Source organism: Actinokineospora spheciospongiae (genome assembly GCF_000564855.1).
Lineage (GTDB): Bacteria > Actinomycetota > Actinomycetes > Mycobacteriales > Pseudonocardiaceae > Actinokineospora > Actinokineospora spheciospongiae.
The window spans coordinates 1-11,311 of the sequence record NZ_AYXG01000080.1 but is presented as its reverse complement, the minus strand read 5'-3'; the positions used below and the strand labels follow the sequence as shown (position 1 = coordinate 11,311).

At 75.7% G+C, this 11,311-nt stretch carries 11 protein-coding genes; 7 read left to right on the top strand and 4 right to left on the bottom strand.

Features of this window, described 5'->3' with window-relative positions:
• Positions 1 to 156: 156 nt before the first annotated feature.
• Positions 157 to 3,576 (bottom strand): glycosyltransferase family 2 protein, encoded by a 3,420-nt coding sequence (locus UO65_RS11145; RefSeq protein ID WP_052021015.1) that lies wholly within the window; start codon positions 3,574 to 3,576, stop codon positions 157 to 159.
• 83 nt (positions 3,577 to 3,659) lie between these two features.
• Between UO65_RS11145 and UO65_RS36695 the strand changes: the two genes are divergently transcribed.
• The gene (locus tag UO65_RS36695) at positions 3,660 to 3,797 is read left to right on the top strand and encodes a hypothetical protein (protein WP_161784449.1); all 138 of its coding nucleotides are present in this window, start codon (positions 3,660 to 3,662) and stop codon (positions 3,795 to 3,797) included.
• A 75-nt stretch (positions 3,798 to 3,872) separates the two neighbouring features.
• Here the strand turns inward: UO65_RS36695 and UO65_RS11140 are convergent, their stop codons facing one another.
• On the bottom strand, positions 3,873 to 4,187 hold the full coding sequence (locus UO65_RS11140) for a WhiB family transcriptional regulator (protein ID WP_035281467.1): 315 nt from the start codon (positions 4,185 to 4,187) through the stop codon (positions 3,873 to 3,875).
• Positions 4,188 to 4,420: 233 nt separating this feature from the next.
• Between UO65_RS11140 and UO65_RS11135 the strand changes: the two genes are divergently transcribed.
• From UO65_RS11135 to UO65_RS11115, 5 genes are all read left to right on the top strand, one after another.
• On the top strand, positions 4,421 to 5,203 hold the full coding sequence (locus UO65_RS11135; RefSeq protein WP_035281465.1) for a site-2 protease family protein: 783 nt from the start codon (positions 4,421 to 4,423) through the stop codon (positions 5,201 to 5,203).
• A gap of 61 nt (positions 5,204 to 5,264) precedes the next feature.
• On the top strand, positions 5,265 to 6,260 hold the full coding sequence (gene cofD, locus UO65_RS11130; RefSeq protein WP_035281463.1) for a 2-phospho-L-lactate transferase: 996 nt from the start codon (positions 5,265 to 5,267) through the stop codon (positions 6,258 to 6,260).
• Positions 6,257 to 7,585, top strand: a complete 1,329-nt coding sequence (locus UO65_RS11125; RefSeq protein ID WP_035281460.1) for a coenzyme F420-0:L-glutamate ligase — start codon at positions 6,257 to 6,259, stop codon at positions 7,583 to 7,585. Before cofD ends, UO65_RS11125 begins: the two co-directional genes overlap by 4 nt.
• Complete coding sequence (locus tag UO65_RS11120; RefSeq protein WP_035281458.1) at positions 7,570 to 8,121, top strand: NUDIX hydrolase; 552 nt, start codon at positions 7,570 to 7,572, stop codon at positions 8,119 to 8,121. Before UO65_RS11125 ends, UO65_RS11120 begins: the two co-directional genes overlap by 16 nt.
• Positions 8,122 to 8,126: 5 nt before the next feature.
• Positions 8,127 to 8,480 carry a GntR family transcriptional regulator gene (locus UO65_RS11115; protein ID WP_035281474.1) on the top strand — a complete coding sequence of 118 codons (354 nt, stop codon included), beginning with the start codon at positions 8,127 to 8,129 and terminating at the stop codon, positions 8,478 to 8,480.
• Positions 8,481 to 8,488: 8 nt separating this feature from the next.
• On the opposite strand, the gene UO65_RS11110 is transcribed toward UO65_RS11115, so the two are convergent.
• Positions 8,489 to 8,857, bottom strand: a complete 369-nt coding sequence (locus UO65_RS11110; RefSeq protein ID WP_035281456.1) for a hypothetical protein — start codon at positions 8,855 to 8,857, stop codon at positions 8,489 to 8,491.
• Between the two features lie 77 nt (positions 8,858 to 8,934).
• Positions 8,935 to 10,041: a mannose-1-phosphate guanylyltransferase gene (locus UO65_RS11105; protein WP_084175466.1), complete on the bottom strand. Its 1,107-nt coding sequence runs from the start codon at positions 10,039 to 10,041 to the stop codon at positions 8,935 to 8,937.
• Between the two features lie 94 nt (positions 10,042 to 10,135).
• Between UO65_RS11105 and UO65_RS11100 the strand changes: the two genes are divergently transcribed.
• Complete coding sequence (locus UO65_RS11100) at positions 10,136 to 11,053, top strand: DNA-3-methyladenine glycosylase family protein (protein ID WP_052021014.1); 918 nt, start codon at positions 10,136 to 10,138, stop codon at positions 11,051 to 11,053.
• Positions 11,054 to 11,311: the final 258 nt, after the last annotated feature.

The following is an 11,311-nucleotide window of genomic DNA, read 5'->3' as shown; positions in this document are numbered from 1 at the left end:
ACATGATCGCCATAGGGGCCCCGGCCAAACACATCCACCCAGCCGGGCACACCAACCAAACGACCGGGCTTTGCAGGAGACGGCCAAGCTGAGCACAGCCACCCACCCGGGCACCCCCACGACAAGACCGGCTTCGAGGGCACGGCCCACGCCGGGTCAGTCCTCGGGGCGGCGGCCGGGGATCGAGGTGAGGAGCGTGAACAGCAGCACCGCGCCCTGCACCAGCAGCAGCACCCCGCGCAGCGCCGTCGGCTGTTCCACCCGCACCTCGGTCGCCCGGGTGGGGACCGTGATGGCGACCTGACCGTCCCAGGCGCGGCTGATGCCGGTCTGCCTGCCGCCCAGGGTGGCCGTCCACCCGGGTTCCTCCGCCGCCGCGATGACCAGGAGGCGGCCCTCGGGGCCGTCGGAGACGCGGACGGCCACCGACGGCGGGGCGGCTTCCACGGGAACGACGCCGGGGTTGTCCAGCAGGGCGGGCGGTGGGGTGCCGGTGAGGGCCTGGCGGGCGAGGTCGGGGGACAGCAGGTAGGCCGAGCCCGAGGGCAGCAGCAGGCGGAAGACCGGGCGGCCGTCGGAGGTGGGTGGGGCGTCGGCGAGGAGTTGGCCGCCGCGGTCGCGCAGGCGGTCGGCGGTGGGGGTGTCGGGGGCGACGACGAACAGGGCGCCGGAGGCGGCGGCTCGGGCCAGGGCGGCGCGGACGGTGTCGACGTCGTCGCCGCGCAGGTCGCGGTCCAGGGTGGCCAGGCGGGTGGCGGCGGCCGGGGTGGGGGCGAGGTCGTCGTCGCCGAGGCGGGGCGGGCGGGCGGTGGTCTGCCGCAGGGGTTCGCCGTCGGCGGCCATGACCACGACGGAGCGGCGGGTGGCGGCCAGGTCCGCGGTCAGGGTGGAGGCCAGGCGCGGGCCGCCGTCGTCGCGGAGGGGGCCGGGGGTGGCCAGGACCGGGCCCAGGGCCAGCGCGAGGAGCCCGGTGGCGCCGAGTCCGGCGAGGGTGCGCGCGACGGCCGGGGTCGACGGCAGCCGCAGGCCCGCGCGGCCGGTGCGGCACACCCCGGTCAGCGCCCACAGCAGCCCCCAGCCGACAACCAGCAGCGGCGCGCCCGCCCAGCCGTGGGTGGCGGTGTTCCCGCCCAGCGGGGTCGCGGGCACCAGCCGCACCAGGGCCAGGGCGGCCAGGCCGACGAGGGCGAACCCGAGCCCGGGCAGCACCCCGCGCAGCGGTCGCACGGCCACCCCGAGCAGCACCGCCAGCAGCACCACCAGCCCGACGACCGGCCACGCCCCCGGTCCGCCCGCGGTCAGCGACAGCAGGTCGGTCCAGGACGCGGCCGGGGCGTCGAGCCGGGCGCCGACCCCGTGCAGCAGCACGCCGGGGTGCTGGATGACCACGGCGGGCCACGGCAGCAGCAGCGCCAGCGGCATCAGCACGAGCAGGAACAGCGCCGCCCCGCGCCGGGTGCCCGCGCCGGGGACGAGCACGAACCCGAACAGCGCCACCACGACCAGCACCAGGTGCGTCAGCGGGGAGAACGCGCCGATGACGGCCAACCCGAGCGCGGTGCCCGCGGTCGTCGACAGCCACGCCGACGGGCCCGCGCCGGTGCGCCGCCGCACCAGCAGCGCGGTGACGCCGGAGGTCACCAGGGGCAGCAGCAGGTGCACCACGACCACGTCGAGCCTGCCCTGGGCGACCGCGCCCGCGGCCGGGGGCAGCAGCGCGTAGGCCACGGCGATCAGCGCGCGCACCCAGCGGCGCACGGGTGCGCGGCGGGTGGCGAGGTAGGCGCTCAGGCCCGCGAGCGGGAGGTCGGCCAGCAGCAGCAGGGCGACCGCCGCCTGCACCCCGCCGAACGGCGCCAGGACCGCGCCGAGCAGCCCGAGCACCGCCAGCGCGGCGGGGGCCGGGGCGGCGGTGCCGCCCGCGACGCCGTGCCAGGTGCTGACGTACTCCGACCAGGTCTGGCCGAGGTCGCCGATCGGCAGCAGGCGCCCACCGGACAGGTCCAGGCCGATGCGCCCGGCGTTCACCACGAGCGCCAGCACCGCCAGGCCGACGAGCAGCAGCAGCGGTGGCGCGAGCAGGATCTGCCGCAGCACCCGGCCCCGGTCGACGCTGACCAGCACCAGGTCCGGCGCGGGTGGCGGGCCGGACCCGTCGCGGGGCACCGGTGAGGGGCGCGGCACCGGGGACGGCCGCGCGCCCCCGGGGCGCGGGGCGGCCTCGGCGGGCAGGGACACGGCGACGGCGGCGACCGGCCTGCGCAGCCCGGCCCGGCGGGGCCGACCGCCCGCGCCCGCGGGCAGCGCCTCCGGGCCGAGGGGTTTGCGCGGCGCGGGACCGTCCTCCGGGGACAGCCAGACGGCGCCGGGGTCGTAGTCGCCGGGCAGCCTGCCCAGCGCCGCGTCGGCCTCGACGCGCCTGCGGACCATGGCCGACAGCGCGCCGCGCGCCGTGTTGCGGAGCCGGGTCGACCGGCTGGTGAACAGTCCGCGAACACCTCCCCCGCCCGCGTGCGGCGCGCGCTGGGCCCGCGCGGCGCGCAGTTCGGCGTGCCCGCTGATCAGGTAGTTCAGCGCGGACAGCTCCGCGCGGGCGTCGGCGCCGCGGCGCTGCACGGCGAAGCCGAGGGCGCGCAGCAGGCACAGCGCGGCCAACCGGGGGATGCCGAGCGCGAACGACACCGCGGAGCAGTTGACCAGGAACGTGCGCATGCCGTGCCCCCGGTCGACCGCGCGCGGCGACGGGCCGAGGGCGACCGGGTGCGCGTCGAGGCCGCGGTGGCCCGCGGCGATGCCCCGGGCGTGGCGCAGCCGGGCGGCCGGGACGCAGAGCACGACCCGGCCGGAGCGGTTGACCCGCCAGCCGAAGTCGAGGTCCTCGCGCAGCAGCGGCAGCGCCCGGTCGAACCCGCCGAGGGCGTCCCACACGTCGCGGCGCAGCAGCATCCCGGCCGAGGACACGGCCAGGACCTCGGTGCTCTGGCCGAACCGGCGGTCGCCGTCGCCACCGGTCCGCTCCCGGCCGCGGGCGAGCCGGTCCCAGTCCAGTTCGGACGGCCCGATGCCGGTCTGCCGGTGCCCGGAGGCGTCGGTGGACAGTCCCGCCTCGACGACCAGCCGCGGGTCGTGCCAGTCGACGGCGAGCGGGCCCAGCACGGCAGCGGACGGGGACAGCTCGGCGGCCAGCAGCAGGGTGGCCAGGCAGTCGGGGTCGGCGGCGGAGTCGTCGTGCAGCAGCCAGACCCAGCCGCCGGGGTCGCCCCACCGCTCGACGGCGTGGTCGACGGCGGTGTGCACGGCGGTGGGGAAACCGGTGTCGCGGTCGAGGGTGAGGACGCCGTCGAGGACCTTGTCGTCGCCGGTCGCCGCGGCGGCGAGCATCTCGGCGGTGGCGTCGGTGGACCCGGTGTCGACGGCGAGCACGTGCCGGGGTCGGGGGGTGGAGTGCCGCAGCGCGGAGAGCGCGACGCGCAGCCACTCGGCGCCGTCGTGGCAGACCAGCACGGCCAGGACCGGCGCGGTGCGCAGGACCGGTGCGGCGCCGGGCGTCAGTGCTGGGCGCGACCGCGCGGACATGGCGCGCACACCTCCTCGTGGATCACGGTCCGGACCGGGTCACCGTACGTGGTCGGACCGTGGTGTCGCGCGAGGACCGGCAGGTGAACGGGGTCGGCGCGGCACACCCGCAGGACCCGGCGAGCAGGTGCGAGCCCGGCGCGGCGATGACCGCGGGGCGGGTGGGCACGGGGCAGCCGCCGCAGCGGGACGACCGCGCGGGCTGCGCACGGGTCGGGTGATCGGCGGTGCGCGGATCACCCGACCGTGCGGACGTCCTCAGTCCTCGGATCGCCGCGGGACGTGCCCGGTCCGGCTCAGACGACTCGCTTCTTCAGCTTCCGCCGCTCGCGCTCGGACAGGCCGCCCCAGATGCCGAAGCGCTCGTCGTGGGCGAGGGCGTAGTCGAGGCACTCCGCGCGCACCTCGCACCCGAGGCAGATGCGCTTGGCCTCCCGGGTGGACCCGCCCTTCTCGGGGAAGAACGCCTCCGGGTCGGTCTGCGCGCAGAGCGCGCGCTCCTGCCACTCCTGCTCGTCGGTCTCGTCGAGGAAACCGGCGAGTGCCCCCAGCTCCTCGGCCGGGCGCTCCCCCCACTCCATGACGCGACCCCCGTCGTTCATTCCCTGCATCTCAGCCCGCCTCCTCGCCTTCCGATACTCCTCGGTCGGCGGATGGCACGCACCGTCCCCTTGGTGAATGACATCGATGTGATTACACCCGTGTCCCGGCGGCGGGTCAAGCGAGGCCCCCGGCCGGGTGATGCGATATGAGCGGCCCGTACACGATCGGGTACCAAGGGATGTCTCCCCTCTTTACCCGCACCGGTCGCCCGGCAAACCGCGAAGATTGCCACACTGGTGGGGTGCACAGATCAGCGGTTCGTCCCTCGCCCGTGTTCCTCGGCCTGCTCGCGCTCACCGTCGGGGCCGGTTTCTTGACGCTGATGGACAACGAAACCGCGGCCCGAGCAGGGGTTTTCCTGCTGGTGCTCGGCGGCTGGGCGGTGTCGCTGTGCGTGCACGAGTTCGGCCACGCCATCGTCGCCTTCCGCGGCGGCGACTGGTCGGTGCGGGACAAGGGGTACCTGTCGCTGGACCCGCGCAAGTACACCGACCCGGTGCTGAGCCTGCTGCTGCCGATCCTGTTCCTGGCCATCGGCGGAATCCCGCTGCCCGGCGGCGCGGTGTGGATCAACCACGGGGCGCTGCGCTCCCGAGCGGTGGAATCACGCGTGTCCCTGGCCGGGCCGCTGTCGAACCTGGCGATCGGCATCCTGCTGGCGGTCGTGGTGGCCGTGTTCGGGCCGTCGGCCACGGAGATCGCCTTCAGTGGCCTGACCGAGCACGCGCTGTGGGCGGGCCTGTCGTTCCTCGCGCTGCTGCAACTGGCCGCGTTCGTGCTGAACATCCTCCCGGTGCCCGGCCTGGACGGGTGGGGCGCGGTCGAGCCGTTCCTGTCCCACGAGGCGCGGGTGTTCGGCGCCAAGGCCCGGCCGTGGGCGCCGCTGATCCTGTTCGCGGTGCTGATCGGCGTCCCCGGCGTCAGCGAGGTGTTCTGGGAGGCGGTGACCGCGCTGTACGGCGTGTTCGGCGGGGACGAGTTCGCCGCCGCCGTCGGCCAGTCGCTGTTCTTCTTCTGGCGGTGAACCGCCCGATACCGCCCCTCACCCGGACGGGGTCCACCCTGGCGTGCGAGGATCGCCGACCGTGAAGGTTGTCGTTGTGGTCGGGGGCGTCGGCGGCGCCCGGTTCCTGCTCGGGGTCAAGCGGCTGCTGGGGTTGCCCCCGGTCGGTCCGGCGGACTCGCCGCACGAGGTCACCGCGGTGGTGAACACCGCCGACGACATCTGGTTGCACGGGCTGCGCATCTGCCCCGACCTGGACACCTGCATGTACACCCTGGGCGGGGGCATCGACACCGAGCGCGGCTGGGGCCGCACCGGGGAGTCGTGGACGGTCAAGGAGGAGCTGGCCGCCTACGGCACCGACGCCGAGTGGTTCGGCCTCGGCGACAAGGACATCGCCACCCACCTGGTGCGCACCAGGATGATGCGGGCGGGCTACGACCTGTCCGACATCACCGCCGCGCTGTGCGACCGGTGGAAGCCGGGGGTGCGGCTGCTGCCGATGACCGACGACCGGGTCGAGACGCACGTGGTGATCGACGAGCCGGGCACCGGCGAGCGCAAGGCGGTGCACTTCCAGGAGTGGTGGATTCGCCACCGCGCCGAGCCAAGGGCGCAGTCGATCGTGCCGGTCGGCGCGGACGAGGCCACCCCGGGCCCGGGGGTGCTGGAGGCGATCGGCGAGGCCGACCTGGTGCTGCTGGCCCCGTCGAACCCGGTGGTGAGCATCGGGTCGGTGCTGGCCGTGCCCGGGCTGCGCGGGGCGCTGCGCAAGACCGGCGCCCCGGTGGTCGGGGTCTCGCCGATCATCGGTGACAAGCCGGTGCGCGGGATGGCCGACGCCTGCCTGGCCGCGATCGGCCTGGAGACCTCCGCGCAGGCAGTGGGGCGCCACTACGGCTCCCGGGCGTGCTCGGACAAGGGCATCCTCGACGGCTGGCTGGTGCACACCGGCGACAAGGCCGACGTGGAGGGGGTGGCGGTGCGCGCGGTGCCGCTGCTGATGTCCGATGTGGACACGACGGCGGAGATGGTGCGGGCGGCGTTCGACCTGGGCGGGGTGGAGGTCCCGGCGTGAGCGGGCACGCGGCGCCGAGGGGGATCGAGGTCCTGCCGGTGCCGGGCCTGCCCGAGTTCCGCCCCGGCGACGACCTGACCGGCGAGCTGGTCAAGGCCATGCCGTGGTTGCGCTCCGGGGACGCGGTGGTGGTCACCAGCAAGGTCTTCTCCAAAGTGGAGGGTCGGCTGGTCCGGGTGCCCGCCGACCCGGAGGGCCGCGAGGCCGCGCGCGCCCGGCTGGTGCTGGACGAGGCGGAGAAGGTGGTCGCCCGCAAGGGCCGCACGCTGATCACGGTCAACCGGCTGGGCATCGTGCAGGCCGCGTCCGGGGTGGACGCCTCGAACGTGGCCGCCGACGAGGTGGCGCTGCTGCCGGTCGACCCGGACGCCTCCGCCGCCGCCCTGCGCGGCGGCCTGCGCGAGCGCCTGGGCGTGGAGGTGGCCGTGGTCGTCACCGACACCATGGGCCGCGCCTGGCGGCTGGGGCAGACCGACGCCGCGATCGGCTCCTCCGGTCTGCCGGTCCTGCACGCCTACGCCGGTGAGGTCGACGCGCACGGCAACGAGCTGGTGGTCACCGCCATCGCGGTGGCCGACGAGGTCGCCGCCGCCGCCGACCTGGTCAAGGGCAAGCTCGGCGGCACCCCGGTCGCCGTGGTGCGCGGCCTCGACCTGCGCGACGACGGCAGCCGCGCCCGCGACCTGGTGCGGGTGGAGGACGACCTGTTCCGCCTGGGCACCGCGGAGGCGATCGCCCAGGGCAGGCGCGAGGCGGTCCTGGTCCGCCGCTCGCTGCGCGAGTTCACCGCCGACCCGGTCGACCCGGCCGCCCTGCGCCGGGCCGTGGCCGCCGCCCTGACCGCCCCCGCCCCGCACCACACCCGCCCGGTGCGGTTCGCGCACGTGCGGGAGAAGCGCGCGGAGCTGCTGGCGGCCATGCGCGAGCGCTGGGAAGCCGACCTCCGTGCCGACGGCTGGCCGGAGGACAGGATCGCCCGCCGGGTGGCCCGGGGCGACCTGCTGCACCGCGCCCCCGAGGTCGTGCTGCCGTTCCTGGTGCGCGAGGGCGCCCACGACTACCCCGACGCCCGCCGCGCCGAGGCCGAGCGGACCATGTTCACCGTGGCGGGCGGCGCGGCCGTGCAGGGGCTGCTGGTGGCCCTCGCGGCGGAGGGCCTGGGCTCCTGCTGGGTATCCTCGACGATCTTCTGCGCGGACGTCGTGCGCGGGGTGCTCGACCTGCCGGACGGGTGGGAACCCCTGGGCGCGGTGGCGGTCGGCCACCCGGTCGACCCGCTGACCCCGCGCGAACCGAGGACCGACGAGGGATGGCTCCAACTGTGAACCGGCTCCACGAGGACACCGTCAGCACCCTGAGCACCTGGAAACCCGCCGACCGGGGCCAGGAGTCGCTGCGCCAGGCCTACCTCGGGTTCCTCGCCGCCCGCCCCGACGCGTGCGCCAGGGCCTGCGCGGCGGGCCACATCACCGCGTCGGCGCTGGTGTTCGACCACACCGGCTCCTCGGTGCTGCTGACCCTGCACCCCAGGGTGGGCCGCTGGCTGCAACTGGGCGGGCACTGCGAACCGGAGGACACCACGCTGGCGGGCGCGGCCCTGCGCGAGGCCACCGAGGAGTCCGGCATCGCGGGCCTGCGGATCGAACCGGTGCCGCTGCACGTCGACGTGCACCCGATCACCTGCTCGCTGGGCGTGCCCACCCGCCACTTCGACGTCCGCTTCGCCGTGCACGCCCCGGAGAACTCGATCGCCGTGCGCAGCGACGAGTCGCTGGACCTGCGCTGGTGGCCGGTGGACGCGCTGCCGCCGGACCCGGACCAGGCGGCCGGGATCGGCGCGATGCTCGCCGCCTGCCGGTGAGCGGGCTGCTCGACCTGGACCCGGACTCGGGGGTCCCGCCGTTCGAGCAGGTGCGGGCCGGGCTGGCGCGGATGATCAACGACCGGGAGCTGGCGGTGGGCACCAAGCTGCCCACGGTCCGGGCGCTGGCCGCCGACCTGGGCATCGCCGCCAACACCGTCGCCAGGGCCTACCGGGAACTGGAGGAGGCGGGCCTGCTGGAGACCAGAGGCCGGGCCGGGACGTTCGTGGGCGCGGCCGGGGACCGGTCGCTGTCGCGGGCCAAGCAGGCCGCCGACCGCTACGCCGCCGAGACCCACCGCTTGGGCCTGGCACCGGAGCAGGCCCTGGAGATCGTCCGCGCGGCCCTCGGCGGCTGAGCCCGGGTTCAGCCCCGGTCGCCGCCGTCGAGCCGTTGCGACATGGAGGGGCGCCCCGAGGAGGGCGGCTGCTTGGTGGTGGGGATCAGCCCGTCGAGCTGCTCGGGCTGCGGCGCGGCGGGCACCCGGGGGGCGGGCTTGGGCGGCGAGGCCAACGACTGGGTGGCCGCCTCCTGGGCGATGGCGGGCAGCTCGTCCACCGGGAACACCATCGTCACGTCCGGGTCGGCCGCGTCGAGGGCGCTCATCACCGCCCGGGGGATCTGCAGCGTCGCCGCGACGTCCATCGGGGAGGTGGCGCTGTCGGGGGTCACGACGTAGGCGCCGCGCGCGCGGGCCCTCGCCAGGATGAGATCGGCCCGGTCACGGGGATCCATGTCTCGGCCTCTCCGTGGGAACCTTCGGGTGTCCTGCCAGGGTATCGCCCCGGCCACGCCACGTCATGGAACCGGGCCTACAGCCTGTCGAGTTCGCCGCGTTCCCGCAGGATCTCGGTGAGCCGCTTGATGTCCTGGGCCCGGTCGCGGCCGCAGACGAGGACCGCGTCCTCGGTGTCGACCACGATCACGTCGCTGACGCCCAGGGTGGAGACGAGCCGGTTGCCCGCCGGGACGACCACCACGCCCTCCCCGTCGACCACCACCGCGCGACCGCCGGGGCCGGTGGCGAAGGACTTGCCGCCCCCGCCCACGTCGATGCCGAGCAGTTCCACCACGGTCTCGAAGTCGCCGATGTCGGACCAGCCGAAGTCCCCGGGCACGGTGCCGACCTTGCCGTCCTCGGCGGCGGGTTCCATCACCGCGTACTCGACGGCCACCTTCGGCACCGACGGCCACAGCTCGGCCAGCGTCTCCTCCTGCGCGTCGGTGTCCCAGGCGTCGGCGATGCGGGCGATGGGCTCGGCCACGTCCGGGCGCCGGGCGGCCAGCTCGGCGAGGAAGACGTCGGTCTTCCAGACGAACATGCTCGCGTTCCACAGGTACTTGCCGGACTCGACGTAGCGCGTCGCCACGTCCAGCGACGGCTTCTCCTTGAACTCCAGCACCCGCTGGATCACCGAACGCGCGGCGGGCTCGCTGCACTGCAGGTAGCCGTACCCGGTTTCGGGCCGGGTCGGGGTGATGCCGATGGTCATCAGGTAGCCGTCGCGGGCGCCGTCGACCGCGCGGGCCACGGTGTGCGCGAACTCGGCGGTGTCGGTGATCAGGTGGTCGGCGGCGAAGGACGCCATGACCGCCCCCGGTGCCCGCCGGTGGATGACGGCGGCGGCCAGGGCGATCGCCGCGCAGGAGTCCCTGGCGAACGGTTCGACCAGGACGTTGCGCTCGGGCAGCCCCGGCAGTTGCCTGGCGACCCCGGCCGCGTGCGCGGTCCCGGTCACGACCAGCAGGTTGGCCGCCGAGCACAGCGGCACGAGCCGGTCGAAGGTCGCCTGGAGCAGCGAGCGGTCGGTCCCGGTCAACGGGTGCAGGAACTTGGGGTTGGCCGCCCGCGAGAGCGGCCAGAGGCGGGTGCCGCTGCCACCGGCCGGCACGACCACGTGCAGGTCTGTCGTCGTCACAGCGCTACTCGTTCCCCATCCGACAGCGAAGGTTCCCACCGGGACTTCCCGGTGGTGGCGCCACTGTAGCCAACCGGCGGGTACGGTCCCCGTGATGACGCCCACCGCCGTGACCCCGCTCGCCCCCGCCACCCGGCGCTGGGCCCCCGAGCGCGCCGTGGACGTGGCGGCCCTGCTGCGCCCGCTGCGCCGGGGCCCGGGCGACCCGTGCCTGCGGCTCGGCCCGGACGGCGCGTGGCTGGCGGCCAACACCGCAACCGGTCCCGGCAGCCTGCACCTGGCGGTGTCCGCCGGGGAGGTCACCGCGTCGGCCTGGGGCCCGGGCGCGGACCCGCTCCTGGCGTCCGTCCCCGCCCTGCTGGGCGCCGAGGACGACGACTCGGGCTTCGTGGCCCACCACCCGCTGGTGGCCGAGGTGCGCAGGCGCAAGCCCACCCTGCGCCTGGGCGCCACCGGCCGGGTGTGGGACGTGCTGCTGGCGGCGGTCCTGGAGCAGAAGGTCACCGGCACCGAGGCCCACCGCTCCTGGCGCGACCTGGCGCAGCGCTTCGGCACCCGACTGCCCGGCCCGGTGTGCGCCCCACCGACCCCCACGGCGGTGCTGGGCATCACCGACTGGCAGTGGCACAAGGCAGGCGTGGACGGCGCCCGCCGCCGCGCCGTCATCGCCGCCGCCCAGGTCGCCTGCCGACTGGAACGCGCGGCAGAACTCAAGGGCGTCGAGGGCAGGCTGCTCCTGCGCCGCGTCCCCGGCATCGGCGTCTGGACCGCCGCCGAGGTCGCCCAACGCGCCTGGGGCGACCCCGACGCGGTCAGCGTGGGCGACTTCCACGTCCCCGGCCTGGTCGGCCACGCCCTCCTGGGCCGCAAGCTCGACGACGCCGGGATGCTGGAGGTGCTGGCGCCCTACGCGGGCCACCGGCACCGGGCCGTCCGCCACATCCTGAGCGCGGGACTGGGCAAGCCCCGGTACGGCCCCCGGTTCTCCCCACGGGACTTCCGCCACCTGTAGCCCTGTCGCAGAGCCGCCCAACACCCCGCCACCCCGGCCATCGGCCGGGTGGCTGGCCAACCCGAGCCCACCGGCACAGCCACCGCCCGCCCGAACCCCCAGCGGCGCAGCCGCCGAGGAAGAGGGGAACGGCACCGCCACCCATCAAACCGCCTGCCCGGCGAGCAAATGCCCGGGTGGGTGGAGGTCCTCAACGCAGACCGGCCACCCCGAAAACCGCCGCCCCGGCTACGGCCCTGCCCGGGTGGGTGGATGTGT

Excerpts from the sequence above, each read along its gene's own strand:
- UO65_RS11100 (WP_052021014.1), top strand. The coding sequence starts at position 10,136 with ATGACGCCCACCGCCGTGACCCCGCTCGCCCCCGCCACCCGGCGCTGG.
- UO65_RS11140 (WP_035281467.1), bottom strand. The coding sequence starts at position 4,187 with ATGCAGGGAATGAACGACGGGGGTCGCGTCATGGAGTGGGGGGAGCGC.
- UO65_RS11110 (WP_035281456.1), bottom strand. The coding sequence starts at position 8,857 with ATGGATCCCCGTGACCGGGCCGATCTCATCCTGGCGAGGGCCCGCGCG.
- UO65_RS11145 (WP_052021015.1), bottom strand. The coding sequence starts at position 3,576 with ATGTCCGCGCGGTCGCGCCCAGCACTGACGCCCGGCGCCGCACCGGTC.
- UO65_RS11120 (WP_035281458.1), top strand. The coding sequence starts at position 7,570 with ATGGCTCCAACTGTGAACCGGCTCCACGAGGACACCGTCAGCACCCTG.